Raw genomic sequence first — 20,650 nt, 5'->3', positions numbered from 1 at the left:
CAATACGATTTGTAATTTTTTTCGAATAATATCCTATTTAAGTTCATTTTCAACCCCTGCCCTGGCTGCGGCGCAGGTTGGTCAGGAAGTTGTCCATCCGGGTGATGGCCTCGGAGATATCCTTCATCGAGGCGGCATAGCAGGCCCGGACGAAGCCCTCGCCCCCGGGGCCGAAGGCGGAACCGGGGATCACCGCTACCCGCTCCTCCCGCAGGAAGCGCTCACAGAACTCGTTGGAGGTCAGGCCGGTGGAACGGATATCCGGGAAGACGTAGAAAGCGCCCTTGGGCTCAAAGCAGCTCAGACCGATGCGGCGCAGATTCTCCACCAGATAGCGGCGGCGGCTGTCGTACTCCTCCCGCATGTGCTCGATGTCCCGGTCCCCGTTGCGCATGGCCTCGATGGCGGCATACTGGCTGACGGTGGGGGCGGACATGATACCGAACTGGTGCAGCTTGGTCAGGCACTGGATGATAGGCTTGGGGGCGCAGACATAGCCCATCCGCCAGCCAGTCATGGCGTGGCTCTTGGAGAAACCGTTGACCACGATGGTGCGGTCATACATCTCCTCCAGATTGGCCATGGACACATGGCGCTGGCCGTAGGTCAGCTCGGCATAGATCTCATCGGAGACCACCATGATCTCCGTGTCCCGCAGCACCTGGGCCAGAGCCTCCAGGTCCTGCCGCTCCATAATGCCGCCGGTGGGGTTGGAGGGGAAGGGCAGCACCAGCGCCTTGGTCCTGGGGGTAATGGCGGCCTTCAGCTGCTCAGGCGTCAGGCGGAACTGGTTCTCTGCCTTCAGCTCCACATAGACCGGGACACCCCCCGCCATCTCGGTGAGCGGTCCGTAGCAGACAAAGGATGGGACGGGGATGATAACCTCGTCCCCCGGGTTCAGCAGCACCCGCAGGGAGAGATCCAGCGCCTCGCTGCCCCCTACTGTGACCAAGATCTGGCTGGCGTAGTCGTATTTCAGGCCGAACCGGCGGTCCAGATAGCTGGCGATCTCCCGCCGCAGCTCCGCCATGCCCGCGTTGGAGGTATATTTGGTGTACCCCCGCTCCAGGGAATAGATACCCGCATCCCGGATGTGCCAGGGGGTCACAAAGTCGGGTTCCCCGATGCCCAGGGAAATGGCGTCCTTCATCTCCTCCAGAATATCAAAAAACTTCCGAATGCCAGAGGGCTGGATGCCCTGGATCTTCTGATTCAAGATCGTCTCATAATTCATACAAAGATATACTCCCTTTCCTGGGGCTCCTGAGGCCGGAAAATCAGGTGCTTCTCCTTATATTTTTTCAAAATGAAATGGGTGGCCGTGCCGGTGACCCCCTCCAGTGGGGCCAGGCGCTCGCCCACAAACTGGGCTACCTCCCGCAGGCTGCGTCCAGAGATGATGACTGTCAGGTCGAAGGAGCCGCTCATCAGATACATGCTCTCCACCTCGTCATACTGATAGATGCGCTCGGCGATGCGGTCAAATCCGGCCAGGGACTGAGGCGTCACCTTCACCTCGATCAGGGCGGTGACATTCTCCCGCTTGACCCGGTCCCAGTCGATCACAGCCTGGTATCCCAGGATCACGCCCTCCTCTTCCAGCCGGCGCAGCTCATCCTTTGCCTCTGCCTCGGTCATGCCGGCCTGTGCTGCCAGCTGTGCGGGAGACTGTGTGCAGTCCTGTTCCAAAAGCTCTAAAAGTGTGTTCATGTCACGGGGACCTCCCTTTCCGAAATCTTTGACTGCGGAGTCCGGCAGCCGGTGCTCCCTGTCAGAAATGAATATCATATTTATTATATCTCATTTACCGCCCAAGCGCAATGCTGCCTTTTAGATCCCCCCCAAGATACACCAGGACCCCCTGCGGCCATAAGACGCAGGGGGTCCTGTGTTTGACTGGCAAAGATCCAGGCTCTGCTCTTTCTGCAGAATCAGGCCGCCTTGACAGCCTTACTGCCCTTTCCGGTAATGATCTGGAACACCAGCACCACGACCAGAACGCCGATACCGATGATGTCGGTCAGAGTGCCCGGATGGATCAGCATCAGACCGGCGGCGATACACACGATCCGCACGCCCCAGTTCAGATCCCGGAGCATGTAGCCGATCATGCCGGCGGCGATGAGGAACATACCCACCGAGGAGGTAAGGACCACCTGCACCACGTCCAGCGGGCTGAAATCGCCAATGAACAGCATCGTGTTATTGAAAGCAAAGATGTAGGGCACGATGAAGGCCGCGATGGCCAGACGGGTGGCGTTGAAGGCCGTCCTCATAGGCGGCGCTTTGGCGATGGCGGAGCCGGCATAGGCGGCCAGGGCCACGGGCGGGGTGATGTCGGCCACAATGCCGAAGTAGAACACGAAGAAGTTGGCAGCCATCAGATCCATGCCCATGCCCTGCACCAGGATAGGGGCACAAGTGGTGGCCATAATGACGTAGTTGGCGGTGGTGGGGACGCCCATGCCCAGCACGATGCAGCACAGCATAGTGAGGAACAGGGCGATGATCAGCTGACCGTTGGCGACCTGTACGATGGCGGTGATGAGCACATTGGCCAGACCGGTCATCGTCACCACGCCGGCGATGATGCCCGCGATGCCGCAGGCTACGCCTACAGACAGGGTATTCCGGGTCCCGGCGGCCAAGGCGTCCACATAGGAGGGGGCCGCCTCACGGTTGGGCTTGCTCATTACCGTGAAGAGAACGAACAGCACCACCCAAAGGCCCATACAGATGTTATCCAGGTTCTCCGGGATCCATTCGTAGGACTTGTTGCCCAGGATCACGATGACAGCCAGGGGGATGAGGGGCAGGGCCATGAGCAGCTTTTTGCCGCCCTTCTCCCGGTCCACCATACCCATGGTGATAGCGGCGAAGGTGGCATACACAGCGCTGCGGGACATGGTGAAGCCCACGATGATCATGTACACCAGCACGATCAGCGGCACCAGCAGGTAGATCTTGGGAAGGATATCCTTGGCCTTGGGCAGGGAGTCCTTGGGCAGACCGTGCAGCCCCATCTTCTTGGCCTTGAAGTGGACCATAAGGAAGATGCCCGCGAAGTACAGGAAAGCGGGCAGGATGGCCCGGATCACGATCTCAGAGTAGGGGACGCCGACCATCTCGGCCATGAGGAAAGCGGCGGCGCCCATGATGGGGGGCATGATCTGTCCGCCAGTGGAGGCGGCGGCCTCAACGGCACCCGCGAACTCCGGGGGATAGCCAGTCTTCTTCATCAGGGGGATGGTAACGGCGCCGGTGGTCACGGTGTTGCCCACAGAGGAACCGGACACCATGCCGCACAGAGCGGAAGAGATGACGGCTACCTTGGCGGGACCGCCGGAGGCGGAGCCTGCGATGGCGTTTGCCCCTTCAATGAAGAAGTTGGCGATGCCAGTGGCCTCCAGGAAAGCGCCGAAGATGATGAACAGCACGATGTAGGTGCAGCACACGCTGATGGGGGTGCCAATGACGCCGTTGGTGGTGTAGAACAGGTTGTACACAATGCTCTGCACCGTCTTTCCGGCAAACATGGGCAGATAAGCATAAAGAACGAAGGCCGTGGCCACGCATAGGATGGGGATGCCCACCACCCGGCGGCAGCACTCCGCCAGGATCAGGATGCCGATGATACCCAGCACCACCTCAGTGGTGCCGATCCGGGTCATCATGGCCACGATGCTCTTCAGGTTGATGACATAGTTAAAGTAGCAGGCCGCGCCCACCACTGCCAGTACGATGTCATACCAGGGGATGTGATTCACCTTCTGTGTTCCCTTTTTCGCAGGGTACAGAATGAATACAAACAAAATGATAAAGCCCAAAAACAGGCAGTGCCGGACGCGGTTGTCAAAGCTGGCAAACAGGTTCATCCATACCATGAACAGGGAAAAGAGAGCCAGCATGATCCGAATGACCAGCTCCGGGACCCCGGTCCAGATCCGGGTGTTGGATTCTCGGTCATACTTCTTCATGACCGCTTCCACGTCCTCCGCCGTTCCCACGTCTACGCTGGGATCACCGGCAGGAGCCGTGTTGACGCTGCGATCTTCCAAATCGCCCATTATTCTCCTCCTTAGTCGCATCGTTCTGACGCCGCCCCTAGCGGACAAGGCGGTCAGAACAGCCGATACTCGTACCCGATGGAGACCACCGAGCTTCTTCCAAACAGTGCGCTCAAACTGATGACTCGAATCCCGCTCTCCAGAGTCACCTCCTCCATCCCATCTTCCGGGAACACCCCGACCAGATCACGGACCTGGTCATAGTCCTCCCGGATGTCGCCCAGGATCAGCGTGTGATCTGATCGGGAGCCTACGATATATTGCAGGGGGATCGTCTCAAAATCCTTGTGGATATTGCTCACTACAATGGAGCCGTCCTCGCCCAATGTCATGGACTCCCCTTCGTTCAGCTGGCTCTGTACCCCGGCGCCGAAGCTGTAATAGTAGGTCTGCTCCACATAGATCTTGTGCTCCTGGATCTGATAGCAGTCGATCAGCGGATTTTTATGGACCGAGTGGATAAAGCCCACGCAGAACCAGTCTCCCTCGTCCAGGCGGTAGCGGACGCAGGTCTCACCGTTTTCCCCGCCGCGCAGGGTGAGATACCAGCCCGCCCGCATGCTGACTGTTACTAGAAGAGCCGCCGCAATAATGATGATTATCGCGGCGGCTCCCATTACCCTTTTTTTCATCAGATCCCGGTGTCACTCGTCACCGGAACTTGACCGGCGGGCCGTGCGGCGAGGTCGGTCCTCCCTCACAGGACACCCTTCTCGGTATAGAACTTCTCAGCGCCGGGATGCATAGGCACATCACCCACACCGGCCACCGCGTTCTCCAGGGTCAGGAACTGGAACTTGGCCTGAGTAGCGGCCATGCTCTCCTGATTCTCGAACATCTGGGTCAGCAGTTCATAGACGAAGTCCTCGGACAGGTCCTCAGAGGCCACCAGAACTGCCTTCACGGCCACGCAGGTCACATCATAGTCGATGTTGTTGGGGTAGGTGCCGGCGGGCAGGTCCTCCTGGACCAGGAAGGGGTAGTTGGTGGTCAGATACTCCACGGCCTCGGGAGTCAGGCTGATCATATCGAATTCAGCGGTGGCATCCAGCTCAGTGATCGAGGTGGTGGGGGCGCCGGCCACGGTGAAAGCGGCGTCGATCTTGCCGTCCTTCAGGTCGTTGGCGGCGTCGCCGAAGGAACCGTTGGTGGCGGTGATGTCGGCGGTGGTCATGCCGTAGGCCTCCAGGACCTGGCGGGCGTTGACCTCAGTGCCGGAGCCCACGTCGCCCACGCAGACGGTCTTGCCCTTCAGCTCGGATACGTCCTTGATGCCGGGGGCGGAGATGATCTGCACGGTCTCGTTGTACAGGCCGGCCACCCACTGGCTGCTGGTCTCAGCCTCGGTGAACAGGTCGGTGCCGCTGTGGGCATAGGAGAGCACGTCGGACTGCAGGATGGACATCTGGGCATTGCCGTCAGCCACCTCCAGGATGTTGGCGGAAGAGGCACCGGTGGAAGTCACATTCAGCTGGCCGGTGGTCAGCAGGGGGTTGAGGGTGGTCTGCATCACGCCGCCGTAGGCGTAATAGGTGCCGGAGGTGCCGCCGGTCGCCAGGGTGACGGTCTCGCCGGAGCCGCCGGCCGGAGGTGTGGTGGTGGAAGTAGTGCCGGTAGAAGCGGCAGGAGTAGAAGTGGTACCGGAATTGCTGGGCTGATTGGGATTGCCGCAGCTGGCCAGCGCCAGGGACAGAGACAGCGCCAGGATGAGAGCAAGTGTTTTCTTCATATTCTCTTTCCTCCATTTCAAGCTTTACTCGGCCTTCCGCCCGAGGGATGCGGCCGACCTATTTGCAGAGTTATTATATTACATTTTGCCTATAATTGCAAGTCGCTTTTTTTATTTTCGGTCATTTTGCATAATTTCCTTCATTTTCGCAGTTTTTTCTCTGTTTTTCTCTTTTTTCTTTCGGATTTCCTCATTTTTCCTTCTTTTCAATATAATGATGCAGTATTTGCATCATTCCGTTTTTAACATTTTCCCCCTGCATTCCGACGCCCTTACTCCCGCATAGCCTGTTCCAGCTTCTCCAGCGCCCGCTTCTCAATGCGCGATACATAGCACCCCGGCTATTGTAAGCGATTGGCTCCGGAAAATTACGCCGTCTCAAACGGCGCAATCCCTTGCGGTGTCTGCCTCTCTACCGTTTCGTCCAGCTGGGCGAAGCGGAATTTGATAATGACTTTCTTGTCCTCGGTCAGTTCCACCCGCTCGATGAGGCTGACCAGCAGTTCCCGGCTCTCTCCAGCAGTTTCGATGAACCTATGTACCAGTTCCCTGGCCCTGTCCTCACTGCGGACGGGGCTTTTTTTCTGAAACTCCAGGGCCTGCCGCTTTTCCTCCAACTGCTCCCGCTCCAGTTTGATCCGGCCGAAGATGCGCTGGAAGTCCGCCTCCGGCAGTAGTCCGCTGAGCCGGTCTGTGTACATCCGATCCAAGTTGGCGGTGAGGCCATCGATCTTGGCCTGGAGTGTCTGGAGTTCCATCTCCAGACCGCTCTGCTTTCTGGCGTTCTCCACGGCCTCCCGAGCCACAGGAAATAATTCGTCAGGATTCAGATAAGACTGGCAGACCTCCCGTACCTTGGCGATCACCGCGTCGGTCACAGTTTTCTCCTTGATGGAGTGGCAGGTGCAGACGCCCGCTTTGGTAAATCGCTGGTAGGTACGGCAGACGAAGTACAGCACATCCTCTCCCTTGGCATTTTTCCGGTTGAGCACCGCCAGAGGGTATCCGCACTCGTGGCAGAAGATCAACCCTTTCAACAGGAAGTCATAGGTTCGGCTCCGGGTGTGCTTGCGGCTGTTGACCAGCAGGCGCACTTTCCGGAAGGTCTCCGCGTCCACCAGAGGCTCGTGGGTACCCTCCACCACCACCCAGTTGGCCGGGTTCTGCCTCAGGCACTTCTTGGACTTGTAGCTGATCTTCACACTGCGCCCCTGGACCATATTGCCGATGTAGGTCTCGTTCTGCAACATGTCGGAGATCCGCTCGCTGCTCCACAAGCCGGTATAGGGACCGGGTCTTGCCACCGGGAGGTTTGCGTAGGTAGCCGGGGTGGGCACTCCCTCTTGGTTTAGGAGGGCTGCGATGTTCCGGCAGCTCATACCGGAGAGGGCCAGGGCAAAAATTCGCCGTACGACGGGCGCCACTTCCTCATCAATGACGATCTTGTTTTTCTCCGTTGGGTGCATCTTGTAGCCGTACACCGGCTTGCCGCCGATGAACTGCCCCTTCCGCTGCTTATCCCGCTTGACCGATTTGATCTTCTTGGAGATATCCTTGGCGTACATGTCGTTCATGATAGCACGGAAGGGCGTGATATCATTGGCAGTGGAGTCCACACCGGTGTCGATGCCGTCCAGCAGCGAGATGTACCGCACCCGGTGCTCCGGGAAATACCGCTCCATGTAGTGGCCGGTCAGGATATAGTCCCGGCCCAGTCTGGAGAGGTCCTTGGTGATGACCATGTTGACCTTCTTTTCTTCGATATCCGTAATCATCCGTTGGAAGGCCGGGCGGTCAAAACTGGTACCGCTCCATCCGTCGTCTATATAGGTGTCATAGACGATCAATCGGTGCTGCTGTACAAACTCCCGCAGCAGGGATTCCTGGTTCTGGACGCTCTGGGATGGTCCCTCGCTTTCATCCTCCTTTGACAGTCTGATGTATAAAGCCGCATGGTAATCCATGGGATTGCTTATCTCTAAGTACATGCTATACCTCCTGAGATAAGCGGCTATTCATCATATGGATTACACCCCATCGTTCACCCCTTTGCAACAGATTCCATCTCCCGTCGGAGGAATATTTGAAAAGATTCCAGCAATAATTCCTGGGCACTTTTGCCGTCCTCTGTATAAACACAGGTCACAATCAATTCGCTTCTCATTTGACCGCCTCCTTACCTCAAATCAGTAAAGGATATGCGGAAGGCATCCGTGAGTTTACAAAAAAGCGTCCTCCCCGGCTGCGGAGAGGACGCCTAAAATGAATCAAATGATCTTGTATGTTTCTCCCAGCCGCTTGAAGCTGGCAATTTTCTGCTCCAGTGTCACATGGTTGTAGACGTCCATGGTGGTCGTGATGCTGGCGTGGCCCATGATCTCCTGGATTACCTTCAGGTTGGTCTCGTGTTCGCAGAACCGGGCACAGAAGGTATGCCGCAGGGTATGCGCTGAAAAATGGGGCAGCAACTGTGGTTCCCGCTGCTCCTGGTTTGCCAATTCCGTTTCCTGGTTATTGTATGCGGTTCGAATCCGCTCAATGGCGCGGTTGACTGTGTGCGGACTCAGAATCCCGCCCGTCTGGCTGGTAAAGATGAAGTTGGAATACCCGTCGATCATGATATTTGCCGGGCATACCTCTGTCTGAAACTGGCGCTCCTGCTCCAATGCCCGCTTGACCTTTGTCGCCATGGGAATCACCCGGATTCCAGCTTCTGTCTTGGGCGTGCTAACCAGAAATTCACAGGCTCCTCCCGGCTCCTTTTGACGGTAAAGCAGGCTGTGATTGATGGAGATGGTTTCCTCCGCAAAATCGCAGTCCTCCCACCTCAGGCCGATAACCTCACCCACGCGGCAGCCTGTCCCCAGCATGACTGTAAACAGCGGTCCCCACTGCCGGTATCGGGCGGAGTTGGCAACAAACTGCATAAACACAGCCTGTTGCGCCTCTGTCAGTGCATGTTTCTTGGGTCTCTCCCATTGCTTCCCCTTTTTGATATCAGTCAGAACACCGTCGGATGGATTGGTGCGGATCAAGTTGTCACGGATTGCCAACGTGAAAACCGGGTGCAAAAGGGAGTGGATTGTTTCCATGGTGCTGGGCCTAAAACTGTGCTCCCTCAGCAAGGAGTTGTAAAAGGTCCGGATGTCGCTGTACCGGAAGGAGGTGATGTCTCTGTGCCCGATGGTTTCCCGCACATAGTGGTCGTACATATATTGGTAATTCGTCCGGGTAGATGTCTTTAACTCGCATTTTAATGCCATGTAGTAGTCAAACATATCGTTTAAGGTCATCTGCCTAGCTGCGTGCGTCTGGATCCCGTCCTCCAGATCTCGCTGGATCTGCCGCTCCAATTCCCGCAGAGACTGTTTACACCGTTTCCCCTGAGGGACAGTATCTGTTTCGATCAACTTCCAACTGTATATACTCCGCCTAACCCCTTTCTCATCATAATAGCGATATTCATATTTCCCATCATTTCTCTGTAATTCACCTCGCCTCAGAATACGGCCTTTGCGATCCCGCCTCTTTTCACTCATCGTCATCACCTGTCAATACTGTCAAATAGAATATTGGTCTTCCAAGTACTTTTCAAATTTCCGCCGCTTAATCAGCCGCTTGCTGCCCACCCACAGCACAAATGCACAGTCTTCCCCACCAGTCATGGACCGCAGTTTGTTCTCACCAATGCCAAAATATGCAGCGGCTTCTTCTATGGTCAGATTGGCCTTTTCCCAAATCGGCACTTTTTTCTCCATGTTGCATACTCCTTTTCATCGTTATAACTTTTATTTTTCAGGATTGGAGATCGTTTTTATGTCATGGCGATCACCTCCGCTATCTAAGTATCCGTCTCTGTTTGCAAAAAATAAAGCGGCCTCCGTCCTGTTGTGAAAGCAGGTTTACGGTGGCCGCACAGATGTATGCGGAGGTTTTCACCTTTTATTTCTCTTTATAAGTTGTTATAAATTCTTCCCTAAGAGTGGCTTCATGGTGGGGAACAGTCTGATATCACGGATGGTATATGAAGTAATCAGCAGCATTTGCAGCGGGCGTGATCACGATGTTGAATCATTCAAATGAAGCGAAAACATACCCTTTCCTATTTGGGTCCTGCTAGACTACAAGATTATGGAACGGAAACCGACAAGGGACGCTGCAGAATAGCACACGCAGCGTCCCTATTTTGTGACTGTTAGATGAAAACCAGTTGAGAATAGCATTTTGCGAGAATCTCTGAACGTTCCTATTGCACAGAACGATTCTGTTCATCCATGAAGCGGAACTCTTTTTCCTGGAGCGTCCCTTAGACACGCAGTATATTTTCATTTTCCATCGTGTGCATCACCTCTCGGGCATTCCAAGAATGAGACAAATTCAGCCCTGATGGGAGCGGCCTATTTCAGTGAAATGCGTTGCAGACCTCCCAGAACTGGGAGAGCGCATAGAGAGGCAGATTGATAAGTTTATCCTGCTTGCGGTAGTCGGACATAGAGGTGCGGACACCAAAAGACAGGTCGTTGTTGGAGACAAAGTATTTCAGGCTCTTGGCCTGCAGGTTCTCCTCCGCCTTAACCTCCAGCGGGATCACATTCCCGCTGTGCTGGAGAACGAAGTCTACCTCCCCGGATGAATTTTCCGCCGACCAGTAATAGGGCGTGGCACCCAAGTCGGAAATGAGTTGCTGGCAGACATACTGCTCCGTAAGCGCACCTTTGAACTCCGTGAAGATGGCATTGCCCTTCAGTAGTATCTTGGCGTCCAGATCCATCATAGCCGCCAGTAGACCTACATCCACCAGATACAACTTGAAGGCTGGGATGTCCTGATACGCCTTCAGGGGAACGGCCCCTTTGGTCACACGGCCGACCTTGCAGCACAATCCGCAGTCGATCAGCCACTGAATGGCCAGTTCAAAGTCCTTGGCCCGCGCCCCTTCCCGCAAGACACTGTAAATGAATTTCTTATTCTCCTTGGTCAACTGAGAGGGGATGCTATCCCACACCATACGGATGCGGGGAATGACGGCCGTTGGGGCATATTTGGAAAAATCCTGCTCGTAGTCTGAGATCAGACGTTTCTGCACACGGCGTACGGCAGTAAGACTCTGCTTGGGCAGGTAATCATTTACAGCCGCCGGCATCCCACCCACAAAGTAGTACGTTCTGAGCAAGTCGATGTATTTATCCCGGAATGCGGTAACCATTCCGAAGTCCCGCTGCTCCAGGAGTTCGAGCAGTTGGTCATTGCCTGTAGCGGACAGGAACTCGGTAAAGGAAAGCGGGTACAGATCCATGCTGTCCACCTTTCCCACAGGGAACGATGTACCTTCGTGCATGGCTATTCCCAGCAGCGACTCCGCAGCCAGAATATAATAACTGTGCCGGTTGTCCTCACAGAAATATTTCAGGCTCTGTAGCGCAGCCGGCACCTCTTGGATCTCGTCCAGAATAATCAGTGTGTTCTCCGGGTCGATCTCCATACCACTCTCAATGGCAAGGCCCCGCAGGATGCGGTCCACATCAAAGTCGCCAGAAAACAGGTTCTGCATCCGCTCATTGCGGTCAAAATTGATATAGGCACACCGCTCAAATGCGGTTCGGCCAAACTCCTGCATGAGCCAGGTCTTTCCCACCTGGCGCGCACCGCGGATGAGCATGGGCAGACGGTTAGGATCCTCCTTCCACTCTTGCAGGCGGCTGATTGCATATCGCTTCATTGCCACACCACTCCTGGACCGTTTGATAGTATCAGCATATCATCTTCCATCAAATAGTCAACCGGAAAAGTGTGATAATTGTCAAATAGTCCGCATTATTAGGGTATTTACCGCCCACCCATTTGCGCAGATTCTTTTTTCTGTTTCATGATTGCTTCCTCCTTTCATTATTGCGGGAACATGCCCCGTCTAAAATTGTAAAGGAGTGGCAGGGAGCTTCCCACGACAGAACCTGTCGGGTGTGGAAAAAAGCAGAATGTCCCCTTTCCCGAATTGATGAACAGAAAAACATTCGTTATAATGGAAAGGAAATGGGACAAAGACCATGGAGATAAAATGTAAAAAAGGGGTGGCACCGCCGCGGTGCGATGATGCGTTCAAGGCTGGATCCATCCGGATGGTAACGGAGCAGGGCCACCCGAGCACAGAGGTATCACCATACCCAATTCGCATACAACATATGGCAAGGGAGCGATTTCGCCCGCAAATTGACTTGCCTACGTTTCAGTCGTAAAGGAGGCTCGTTGATGCGTTATTATGTGACCGCTGACATCCACGGATTTTATACGCCGCTGATCACTGCTTTAACCAAGGCCGGCTTCTTCGCCGACTCTGCACCGCACAAACTGGTCATTCTGGGAGACCTGTTTGACCGCGGTAAGGAAACGCTGAAACTGCAGGCTTTTCTCTCTGAACTATTGGATCAAGATAAGGTCATCCTGATTCGCGGCAACCACGAAGATCTGTTTGAAGAACTTGTCACGATTGACACAGGTCTGCCATATCGCCACCATGTCGACAATGGCACTTACGATACCGCTCTTCAACTCACCAGTTTCGATCCTCACCTCGCCCCTACTTTGCACGATGACTTCGCTGAAGCTGCCCGGAATACCGTGTTCTATCAAAAAATCATTCCTGCCATGCTGGACTATTTTGAAACAGAGCACCACATATTTGTCCACGGCTGGATCCCCTGCATTCAGGAGCGCAATGGCTATAGTAGTATTGGTGACTGGCGCAATGCCTCTGCGGATCTTTGGGAAAAGGCCCGCTGGATCAACGGCATGGCTGCCTTTCGATATGCCTATGAGGATGACAAAACCATCATCTGTGGCCATTGGCACACCTCTTTTGGTCATTCTACAATCGACCATGCCGGTTCTCAATTCGGCCCAGATGCCAATTTCCGCCCCTTTTACGGCACAGGCATCATTGCTTTAGATGCCTGCACCGCTGTCAGCGGCTTTGTAAATTGCATTGTAGTGGAAAGCTGAATAGGTGAGGTTATTCACATTGGTATGCTGTTTTCATTTCAATCATAGTCTATCCGGGTGGACAAGCCTCCTCCTATTGGAAGGCCGGCAAAATCTAAAAATGTGGTAAGGGACACTGCAGAACAGCATCTGCAGTGTCCCTCTTTGTCACTGTTAAATGAAAACCAACTGCGAAAAACATTTTGCCAGAACATCTGAGCGTTCCCATCGAACGGCCCGGATCTGTTCATCAATAAAATGGAACTCCTTCTCCGGTGATTGGATTGCCCAGGTGACCCCCAGACGGGCTTTCAGTTTCAAACGGGCTTGTCCAATATAGCGTTCCGCATAAGGTCCGATTTCTTCCACAAACGCTGTACTGCGCGTAACGATCTCACGGTCATATGGGTCTTCCGAAATCGCCTCCAGCAACAGCGACTCCAAAGCGCCCTGCTGGTTGGTCGGGATAATCAACAGCAAAAACGACAGCGTCTGCTCTTGACCGAAACCATCCTGATAAGCATTCTCGACCCAGTGATTTTGCTTGGCCTGTGTGATGGCCGGAGCAAAAATCCGACACACTTCTGCCGTAATATCCTCCTCTTGCCGATCATCCCGGTCGGTGACCAGAGCGACTTTGGAAAACACTTGGGCGTCAAGGATCGCCGCCCGTATCTTATCTGCAAAAAATCCGCCGAACTTATCCTTCCCGCCCACACCGCAAATCAGCAGGCGATCCTCTCCCCGCTGATACCAGTAAGCCGATTCACCAGATTTTTCATCCACAGAGATTTGGAAGTTTTTGGGCCTCCGCTTGCAGGGAGTCCATTGCCGAACGCATCCCAAATAATAGCTGAGCAAAATGGCATCGGTCTTGCCTTCACACAGAATCAATTTGTTCATAGGCGCACCTCGAAGCCAAACTGCTCCCGGTTCTGGTGAACGTGGCAGCCGGACAGGACCCGGGCATAACTGAGGGAAGAACTCCAATCTTTTTTGAGCGTCACAACGCTGATAGGGTCCTCCTGTTCGGTCGTCTTCTCATAATCCATAATGGATAGGAACCCGTCAATCGCTTCGATGCTGTGAGAGGTGATAAAGACCTGCACACCGAATTTGCGGCATGCTGAGGCAATGAAACGGAAAATATCTTCAAAGTAGCGGGAGTGGATGGCTGTCTCCACCTCATCGATCAGCAGTACACCATTCACAGCTCTTGCGATCCCGCTGGCGATAGACAAAACCTTCTTGATTCCGTCGCCGTAACTGGACAGAGGCATTATCCCCAGCTCCTTGTGCTTGACACATTCGATGGGGCGGTTGGTATTTTCGTTTTTCAGCATCAGCAAGTCTGTAATGCCGGGGTCAAAAAGTTGTAAGATCTGTACACAGAGTTCCTTATAGGGATCATTTGTTAAGATACGGGAAAAATTCCCGCCCCGCAGATGGTCGAACGGCGCCAGATAGACCATGTTCAGAAGATGGCGGTTGGTAATGCCCAGCCCAGATACGGTGGAATATTCATGGAATCTTATCTCAGTTTTCTCCTGGTTGTTGCCTGTGCGAACCAGCAAGTTTCCCTGAAACGCCTGACATTCTGAGGGAATGGAATCCTTGAACTTACGGAAATTCCGTATCGAATAGCGAGGAATCCGGTTTTGCTCCTCCGCATCCAACATAATGGTTTTCACGTTGCCCTCCAGCAAATAGAGGATGTCCTCTCCTCTGCAGCGAGCCTGTAGGGAAAGCGTACGGGCGGTTTCCTCCTCATTGCTGCTGTGTGGAAACAGGGTAAGCAGATTTTCATAAGCAGAAATTCCGCCGTACATGGCCAGGCTGTCCCGCATACGCGCAATGCGCAAGGTGTTGGTAAAATCTCCGGGATCGCGCAGCAGAAGAAGGGCTTCCAAAAAACTGGTCTTGCCGCAGTTGTTGTCGCCGACAATCAGATTGATATGGTTCAGGTGTGGAACAGATAACTGCCGAATCCCGCGGAATTGTTCGATCTTCAAATTTTCAATATGGATCGCCACAGTTACACCTCCGGATCCTCAAAACTGACCACCAGCCGTTTTCCCAACGCGCCCGCGATTCGCTTTAATGTGGACAAACTGGGCTGATAGTTCCCATTTTCAATTTTGCTGATGTTCGACTGGGATACACCCGAACGCTGCGCCAACTGTTTCTGCGTCAGATTGGCCGCGCTGCGGGTAGAGATTACCAAGTCGCGCACTTCGGCGTCGATATTATATTCTTCAACCTCAGGAGTGTCGTCAACAGGCGTCAAATTTACTTTCTCAAGCGCCTGATCCAGTAATTTTTGAAAATCGCTCATGCTACATCCCTCCGAACTTATAATATGTCACATCAAACATAATGTCAACAAAAAATATGTCGCAAAAAATATATTCCTTGCTAATATGCAAATGGTTATGTACAGAACAGAAAGCAATATCCAGAGGATAAAGGGCTGGCATATCACACCATATCTGTCGCATTAAGTTTCATATTCATTGAAGATATGAGCAGTATATGGTAAAATAAATCCAAACATTTGCAGATATGCGATACTCACTCGAAGAGCAGGCTTCCTCATTTTTCTGAAAACAAATCGGGTCACTGTCTATGTGACCGAAATTGCCAAACTGCTGGACTATTTAAAAACTAGTACGGTACACATACTGATTCGCAATTGTGTATTCCACTATGAACTGAAATTGATCCATCCCTTTGCGATAGAAAGGCGCGTGCGACCATCTGTGGAATACGCTACTTCCAAACGGAATTCTGCCTTCGCTTAGCTACCCGTGGATTCTATACCCATGACCGCCCGCAGGGGTACTATGAAGCCACCAAAGCACCCCTTATAGAGGCCATCAACATGATGGATGAAATGGGCGATAGAAAGATTGATAAAGGAACGTTCCGCTGGAACAAGATTCAGGAGTACTTAAAAACACATGATTATATCATGAGCGTTAATGTACTGGATTACATGGAGATATCAACAGTTACAGCGAATAGCATTTTGCCTACTTATGTCTCTGAGGGAAAACATTATGTATCGCAATTAGGCCATTGGGTATATCAGTACATAAATTTAAGTTTCTGTTAAGACCTGTTTACTGCCGATATGGCAGAAGTTATTGTTTTTACATATTATTTTTAGGCATGGAAAGAAGGAAGTAGAATGAAAAAAATCGATTTTCACATTCACACAGTGCCTACAGTAAGTGACCAATATTTCGAATATAATCAAACAATATTAGAAAAGTACATAGCAGAACTATCGTTGGATGCGATTGCTATTACAAACCACAATACCTTTGATAAAGAGCAGTACGATAAAATTTGCGAAGCAGTAAATATTCCTGTTTTCCCGGGTATCGAAATCGATATTGAAAAGGGACATTTACTGGTAATTACTACCAAGCTTGACCTAATAGATTTTAGCGCTCGTTGCAAAAGTGTTCAACAAAAAATACAATCAGAAACAGATTACTTATCAGAGACACAGTTTTTAGAACTATTCCCAAATATAGATAAGTATTTAATTATTCCACACATGGGAAAAGCTCCCGCTTTGTCGATGGAAAAGGTTCCTAAATTGATTCCTTATATCACCTGCGGAGAAGTTAATAGTATCAAAAAATTTGAAAGTCTAAAAAAAGCCGAGGGTAGCATTACTCCCGTTTATTTTAGTGATATTAGAATAAGAAAAGATATCAATACTTTCCCATCACGGTATACCTTTGTTGATGTTGACACATTGTCGCTTGCAAACATAAAAATGGCATTAAGCGATAAAGGCAAAGTATCTCTGTCGCAGGAAAATGGTAATTCTATTATTCAAATTTTGAGTAATGGATTAAAGATATCAACTGGTTTGAATGTTCTTTTAGGTGAGCGTTCCTCTGGAAAAACACATACCCTTAATGCTATTTTCGAAAGTTTAGAAAATGTAAAGTACATTAAACAGTTTACTTTGGTTACAAAAGATAATGAACTTGACCAAAGGCGATTTGAGGAATTATTACAGACTCGTTGTTCGTCGGTATCGGAAGAATACTTCTCAGAGTTCAAGGGGGTGGTTGATAACGTAAAAAACATACATTTAGACATGGATGAAAAACAAATTGAAGAATATCTTAGACTATTGCTCAAATCAGCTGAAGACGCTGATAAAGAAGATGTTTTCGCAAAAACTGCTCTTTTTAGTGAGTCTTTATTTGGCCAAAATGACTTAGATATGTTAATAAGACTGATCGATTCCACAACTATGTTAATCGAAAATGAAGAGTATCGATCAATCATTGATACATATGTAGATAAACAAAGTTTAATTCGGCTGTCGATAGCCCTCATGGAAAAATATATAATAGAAAAAGAACAGTCGCTTAAAAAAACATTCTTAAATGATATTATCGAAACAATAAAAGCAGAATTGAGAGTCCGCACAGCCTCAACCCCTGTTCCAGAGATTGACTTCTATAATATTCTTATGAACAAAAAGAAAATCAAGAAATTTATTGAGATCGCACAATCAATAAAGGCCCAACATATTATATACTCAAAAGATTTGCATTCGTTCAAGGTCGTTGCTACCGTTTGTCCCTTTACCGGCGCACAACAATTAAAAAATCTTAGCGGAAGGGTTCTGGCTTTTTCAGACGCATTTGAAAAGTATCAGGATCCTTATGAATATCTTTGTGAGTTGCGCAAAAAAGCCGAATTGCCAGGTTCGGATTATTTTAAATATTTTGCTGCAATTAAATATGAAGTATTAAATAAACATGGCTTTAAGGCATCAGGTGGAGAACGCGCTGAATACAACTTATTAGATCAGTTATCAAATGCTACCCAGTATGACATGCTACTTATTGACGAGCCTGAATCATCATTTGATAATCTTTTTCTTAAAAAGGATGTTAATTCTCTCTTAAAAGATATTTCAAAGATTATTCCTGTAATCGTTGCAACCCATAATAACACCATCGGTGCTTCCGTCAAACCCGATTACATTATATACACAAAAAAGGAAGTGGACCAAAACGGAAAAGTAAATTATAAAATCTATTCAGGCCTTCCCACAAGCGATATGTTAGTAGAATTAAAAGGTGAGACATTGCGAAAACATGATATTCTTCTTGATTGCCTAGAGGCTGGTGAATCTGCTTATGTTGAACGGAGGATAACATATGAAATGTTTGATAATTGAAAATGGAAAAGGATACTTTTCCATTGATGGCGATACAAAAACACCATTGGACAAGATAACCAAAGACGATTTATTGACAATTCTTAATATTATCATTGAATCAGACGTGGAAATGGATTCATACGACGAAGCAGCATTATCACATGCAGCTCACAAAATAATTTATCGGAACTTATTCGAAAAGTTTAAGGAACTGGAAAAAAACAGGGCCCGATTCAAAGATGAAAGTACATCGTTATATAGAGCTGCAATCGAAAAATACAACGCAGAATTATTAGATGAAAATGCCCCATTTAAGATTTAAATAACCCCTCACTATAATGCACCCTAAAGAAGTTTATGAATAGCCGCTTATCTTCCTAAATATTCTTACGGTTTACAATAACCGCGGCGCTACTCCCAGTTGCACTTGAAGCCCGGAAGTCTTGTCCCACAAGGCTTTCCGGGCTTCGTTTACATTAGCGGCGGCGGGATACATAGGACCGGCTGATGCCGCAGCGGGAGGCGATCTCCCGCTGTGTTCTGGGAGGGCGGTCATCCAGGCCGTAGCGCAGGGTGATGATGGACCGCTCCCGATCGGTCAGGCAGGTGGCCACGCAGTGCCGTACCTTGCGGCAGGCGTCCCGGGTGTCCAGTTCCTCCAGCATGTTGTCGTCCACAGCGATCACATCCATCAGCGACAGGGAGCTGCCGTCGTCATCGCCATCCAGGCTGTCCGCCAGTGACACCTCCCCTGCCAGCTTTTTCTGCGCCCGGAAGTGCATCAGGATCTCGTTTTCGATGCAGCGGCTGGCGTAGGTAGCCAGACGGACGTTTTTATCACTTTTGAAGGTAGAAATCCCCTTGATCAGCCCGATAGTCCCGATGGAGATCAGATCGTCCTGGTCTCCAGTCTGGGCATAGTACTTTTTCACGATATGGGCCACCAGCCGCAGGTTATGCTCCACCAGCAGGTTGCGGGCCTCCAGGTCCCCCTGGGCGGCCCGCTCCAGGTATTCCCGCTCCTCCGCGGCCTTCAGCGGCCGTGGGAAGGACCCGCTCCCACCCGAGAGCCGCAGAGTAAAAAACAGACCGTTCATCATTAGATAGATCCATGGCGACAACATATGCCAACACCTCCGCCCTACTCTATTCCCCCCACGCAAGTCCCTATTCTCCCGGTCCTTCCCCTCTGTCGAAAGTTCCGGCCCACCTGCCCGTGCAAAGAGCTCCCCCGGACACGCCCTAAGGCGCGTCCGGGGGAGCTCTCTTTCCGTTCCCGGTGTTACTGCTTCTCCTGGAGGGACAGGCTGGCGATGAACTGCTGGGCGGTGCGCGGGGTGCGCCCCGCGTGGCGGATCTCCCAGGTCATGGCCTGGGCGTGGAGCAGCTCAGCGGACATGGCCACCCCGGCCCGGGCAGCCAGATGGTCCACTAGGGCCAGATAATCCGCCTTGCTCATGGTGAGGTAGGGGATACGCAGTCCAAACCGCTCCGCCAGGGCAGTCTTCTCCGAGATCGTCTCAAAGGCGTCCACCTCGTCCCCTGCCCGGTCGCTGAAAGACTGACGGACCAGGTGGCGGCGGTTAGAGGTGGCGTAGATGGCCACATTGGCCGGGCGGCGCTCCAGCCCGCCCTCCAGGATAGTCTTCATGATGGAATAGGTATTGTCGTCCTGGTCGAAAGCCAGGTCGTCGATGAAGAGGATGAACTTCTGCCGCCGTCCCGCCAGGGAGCGGATCAGCCGGGGCATCTGGGCCAGCCCCTCCTTCTGCACCTCGATCAGCCGCAGATCCCCGAAGCCGGGGCGGAACAGCATAGACTTTACAGTGGCTGACTTGCCAGTACCGCCGTCGCCAAAGAGGAGCACGTTGTTCACCAGGTGCCCCTCCAGCATGGCCTGGGTGTTGGCCACCACCTGTCCCCGCTGCAGCTCGTAGCCCATCAGCTCCTCCGGCCGGGGGCAGTCCGGGTCGGCCACCGGGATCAGCTCCCCGCTGTCCCAGACAAAGGCCCGGTAGCGGGCGAACAGGCCGCAGCCATTCTCCTGGTAAAACGCCGTAAGGCCGTCAAAGTCAAAAGGGGCAGACGCCCGCCACCGGGGCAGCCCAGCCAGCACCGGAGCGTACACCGGGGGCAGCAGATTGGACAGCTCCCCAACATACCGGTCGCAGTCCATCCGGGCCAGAAGGAGGAAGGTCTCCACCTCCCGCCGGGCTGCGTTCTCCAGGGCGGGGTCGCTGTCCCCTCGCTCCGCCAGCGTTCCATAGGGGCTCTCCACATAGCGCAGGCCGTCCCAGAGCCAGTCACCCAGTCCCTGGTATCCCTCCCGCCGCAGCAGGTGGAAGAGCTGCGTATAGGCCTCCAGGGCCTCCGTTCCACGCCCCTGGGCCAGACTGCCCACCAGGGCCCGGCTCTGCTCCATCACCGGCGTCTTCAGCAGCTCCGCATAGGCAGATACGCCATGGAGGGCCGCCCAAAGTACATCAAATTCCATCTTATTTCTCCCAGTTCCCCCTGCTTCCGCAGGTGATCTCTTTTCATTGTAAAGCGGACAGGGCGGCCTTGTCAACCGGGTGGGGGTATGATACAATAAATAAATCTGACTCAGGAAAGGAAGACAGAGGACGCGGCGCGTGAAACGGCGGCCTGCTCGGGCCCCGCCCCGCTGTCCTTGCCCAT

18 protein-coding genes are annotated in these 20,650 nt (G+C 52.2%); 3 read left to right on the top strand and 15 right to left on the bottom strand.

Going from position 1 to position 20,650, the window contains the following annotated elements; genetic code table 11:
• Positions 1 to 49: 49 nt before the first annotated feature.
• The 10 genes from L9O85_RS03190 to L9O85_RS03145 form a co-directional block, all read right to left on the bottom strand.
• Entirely contained in the window at positions 50 to 1,234 is a 1,185-nt protein-coding gene (locus tag L9O85_RS03190) for a pyridoxal phosphate-dependent aminotransferase (protein WP_050622585.1), read from the bottom strand.
• A complete protein-coding gene (locus L9O85_RS03185; protein WP_050622586.1) occupies positions 1,231 to 1,710 on the bottom strand; it encodes an Lrp/AsnC family transcriptional regulator in 480 nt (159 codons plus the stop codon). The genes L9O85_RS03190 and L9O85_RS03185 overlap by 4 nt, the downstream gene beginning before the upstream one ends.
• 221 nt (positions 1,711 to 1,931) lie before the next feature.
• Complete coding sequence (locus tag L9O85_RS03180; RefSeq protein WP_050622587.1) at positions 1,932 to 4,067, bottom strand: TRAP transporter permease; 2,136 nt, start codon at positions 4,065 to 4,067, stop codon at positions 1,932 to 1,934.
• Positions 4,068 to 4,120: 53 nt separating this feature from the next.
• On the bottom strand, positions 4,121 to 4,699 hold the full coding sequence (locus tag L9O85_RS03175; protein WP_277118004.1) for a DUF1850 domain-containing protein: 579 nt from the start codon (positions 4,697 to 4,699) through the stop codon (positions 4,121 to 4,123).
• 65 nt (positions 4,700 to 4,764) lie between these two features.
• Entirely contained in the window at positions 4,765 to 5,796 is a 1,032-nt protein-coding gene (locus L9O85_RS03170) for a TAXI family TRAP transporter solute-binding subunit (protein ID WP_050622589.1), read from the bottom strand.
• Between the two features lie 368 nt (positions 5,797 to 6,164).
• Positions 6,165 to 7,784: a recombinase family protein gene (locus tag L9O85_RS03165; RefSeq protein WP_301579582.1), complete on the bottom strand. Its 1,620-nt coding sequence runs from the start codon at positions 7,782 to 7,784 to the stop codon at positions 6,165 to 6,167.
• A 53-nt stretch (positions 7,785 to 7,837) separates the two neighbouring features.
• Entirely contained in the window at positions 7,838 to 7,960 is a 123-nt protein-coding gene (locus tag L9O85_RS03160; RefSeq protein WP_301579580.1) for a hypothetical protein, read from the bottom strand.
• 103 nt (positions 7,961 to 8,063) lie between these two features.
• On the bottom strand, positions 8,064 to 9,335 hold the full coding sequence (locus L9O85_RS03155; protein WP_301579577.1) for a site-specific integrase: 1,272 nt from the start codon (positions 9,333 to 9,335) through the stop codon (positions 8,064 to 8,066).
• A 21-nt stretch (positions 9,336 to 9,356) separates the two neighbouring features.
• A complete protein-coding gene (locus tag L9O85_RS03150; protein WP_301579575.1) occupies positions 9,357 to 9,554 on the bottom strand; it encodes an excisionase in 198 nt (65 codons plus the stop codon).
• Between the two features lie 644 nt (positions 9,555 to 10,198).
• Positions 10,199 to 11,515, bottom strand: coding sequence for an ATP-binding protein (locus tag L9O85_RS03145; protein ID WP_301579573.1), 1,317 nt, complete (start codon positions 11,513 to 11,515; stop codon positions 10,199 to 10,201).
• A 527-nt stretch (positions 11,516 to 12,042) separates the two neighbouring features.
• Here L9O85_RS03145 and L9O85_RS03140 point away from each other — a divergent pair.
• The gene (locus L9O85_RS03140) at positions 12,043 to 12,792 is read left to right on the top strand and encodes a metallophosphoesterase (protein WP_301579572.1); all 750 of its coding nucleotides are present in this window, start codon (positions 12,043 to 12,045) and stop codon (positions 12,790 to 12,792) included.
• Positions 12,793 to 12,945: 153 nt separating this feature from the next.
• Here the strand turns inward: L9O85_RS03140 and L9O85_RS03135 are convergent, their stop codons facing one another.
• From L9O85_RS03135 to L9O85_RS03125, 3 genes are read right to left on the bottom strand one after another with little or no spacing between them, the layout of a single operon-like run.
• On the bottom strand, positions 12,946 to 13,674 hold the full coding sequence (locus L9O85_RS03135) for a DUF3226 domain-containing protein (RefSeq protein WP_301579571.1): 729 nt from the start codon (positions 13,672 to 13,674) through the stop codon (positions 12,946 to 12,948).
• A complete protein-coding gene (locus tag L9O85_RS03130; protein WP_301579570.1) occupies positions 13,671 to 14,804 on the bottom strand; it encodes an AAA family ATPase in 1,134 nt (377 codons plus the stop codon). The genes L9O85_RS03135 and L9O85_RS03130 overlap by 4 nt, the downstream gene beginning before the upstream one ends.
• A gap of 2 nt (positions 14,805 to 14,806) precedes the next feature.
• The gene (locus L9O85_RS03125) at positions 14,807 to 15,106 is read right to left on the bottom strand and encodes a helix-turn-helix domain-containing protein (RefSeq protein WP_301579568.1); all 300 of its coding nucleotides are present in this window, start codon (positions 15,104 to 15,106) and stop codon (positions 14,807 to 14,809) included.
• An 855-nt stretch (positions 15,107 to 15,961) separates the two neighbouring features.
• Here L9O85_RS03125 and L9O85_RS03120 point away from each other — a divergent pair.
• The gene (locus L9O85_RS03120) at positions 15,962 to 17,989 is read left to right on the top strand and encodes a PHP domain-containing protein (protein WP_301579566.1); all 2,028 of its coding nucleotides are present in this window, start codon (positions 15,962 to 15,964) and stop codon (positions 17,987 to 17,989) included.
• Positions 17,970 to 18,293: a hypothetical protein gene (locus tag L9O85_RS03115; RefSeq protein WP_301579564.1), complete on the top strand. Its 324-nt coding sequence runs from the start codon at positions 17,970 to 17,972 to the stop codon at positions 18,291 to 18,293. The genes L9O85_RS03120 and L9O85_RS03115 overlap by 20 nt, the downstream gene beginning before the upstream one ends.
• A gap of 154 nt (positions 18,294 to 18,447) precedes the next feature.
• Here the strand turns inward: L9O85_RS03115 and sigK are convergent, their stop codons facing one another.
• Together sigK and L9O85_RS03105 are read right to left on the bottom strand one after the other, a co-directional pair.
• Positions 18,448 to 19,095 carry an RNA polymerase sporulation sigma factor SigK gene (gene sigK, locus L9O85_RS03110; protein ID WP_301579562.1) on the bottom strand — a complete coding sequence of 216 codons (648 nt, stop codon included), beginning with the start codon at positions 19,093 to 19,095 and terminating at the stop codon, positions 18,448 to 18,450.
• A 158-nt stretch (positions 19,096 to 19,253) separates the two neighbouring features.
• Positions 19,254 to 20,465: an ATP-binding protein gene (locus tag L9O85_RS03105; RefSeq protein WP_050622591.1), complete on the bottom strand. Its 1,212-nt coding sequence runs from the start codon at positions 20,463 to 20,465 to the stop codon at positions 19,254 to 19,256.
• Between the last annotated feature and the right edge of the window lie 185 nt (positions 20,466 to 20,650).

It is taken from the genome of Lawsonibacter asaccharolyticus (genome assembly GCF_022453915.1).
In the GTDB taxonomy this organism is placed as follows: Bacteria; Bacillota; Clostridia; order Oscillospirales; family Oscillospiraceae; genus Lawsonibacter; species Lawsonibacter asaccharolyticus.
Note: the sequence above shows the minus strand (reverse complement) of the source record. Positions and strands in the feature narration are given on the sequence as shown.

Excerpts from the sequence above, each read along its gene's own strand:
- L9O85_RS03105 (WP_050622591.1), bottom strand. The coding sequence starts at position 20,465 with ATGGAATTTGATGTACTTTGGGCGGCCCTCCATGGCGTATCTGCCTAT.
- L9O85_RS03115 (WP_301579564.1), top strand. The coding sequence starts at position 17,970 with ATGAAATGTTTGATAATTGAAAATGGAAAAGGATACTTTTCCATTGAT.
- L9O85_RS03140 (WP_301579572.1), top strand. The coding sequence starts at position 12,043 with ATGCGTTATTATGTGACCGCTGACATCCACGGATTTTATACGCCGCTG.
- L9O85_RS03175 (WP_277118004.1), bottom strand. The coding sequence starts at position 4,699 with ATGAAAAAAAGGGTAATGGGAGCCGCCGCGATAATCATCATTATTGCG.
- L9O85_RS03125 (WP_301579568.1), bottom strand. The coding sequence starts at position 15,106 with ATGAGCGATTTTCAAAAATTACTGGATCAGGCGCTTGAGAAAGTAAAT.
- L9O85_RS03150 (WP_301579575.1), bottom strand. The coding sequence starts at position 9,554 with ATGGAGAAAAAAGTGCCGATTTGGGAAAAGGCCAATCTGACCATAGAA.
- L9O85_RS03160 (WP_301579580.1), bottom strand. The coding sequence starts at position 7,960 with ATGAGAAGCGAATTGATTGTGACCTGTGTTTATACAGAGGACGGCAAA.
- L9O85_RS03180 (WP_050622587.1), bottom strand. The coding sequence starts at position 4,067 with ATGGGCGATTTGGAAGATCGCAGCGTCAACACGGCTCCTGCCGGTGAT.
- L9O85_RS03190 (WP_050622585.1), bottom strand. The coding sequence starts at position 1,234 with ATGAATTATGAGACGATCTTGAATCAGAAGATCCAGGGCATCCAGCCC.
- L9O85_RS03135 (WP_301579571.1), bottom strand. The coding sequence starts at position 13,674 with ATGAACAAATTGATTCTGTGTGAAGGCAAGACCGATGCCATTTTGCTC.
- L9O85_RS03120 (WP_301579566.1), top strand. The coding sequence starts at position 15,962 with ATGAAAAAAATCGATTTTCACATTCACACAGTGCCTACAGTAAGTGAC.
- sigK (WP_301579562.1), bottom strand. The coding sequence starts at position 19,095 with ATGTTGTCGCCATGGATCTATCTAATGATGAACGGTCTGTTTTTTACT.
- L9O85_RS03170 (WP_050622589.1), bottom strand. The coding sequence starts at position 5,796 with ATGAAGAAAACACTTGCTCTCATCCTGGCGCTGTCTCTGTCCCTGGCG.
- L9O85_RS03165 (WP_301579582.1), bottom strand. The coding sequence starts at position 7,784 with ATGTACTTAGAGATAAGCAATCCCATGGATTACCATGCGGCTTTATAC.
- L9O85_RS03145 (WP_301579573.1), bottom strand. The coding sequence starts at position 11,515 with ATGAAGCGATATGCAATCAGCCGCCTGCAAGAGTGGAAGGAGGATCCT.
- L9O85_RS03155 (WP_301579577.1), bottom strand. The coding sequence starts at position 9,335 with ATGAGTGAAAAGAGGCGGGATCGCAAAGGCCGTATTCTGAGGCGAGGT.
- L9O85_RS03185 (WP_050622586.1), bottom strand. The coding sequence starts at position 1,710 with ATGAACACACTTTTAGAGCTTTTGGAACAGGACTGCACACAGTCTCCC.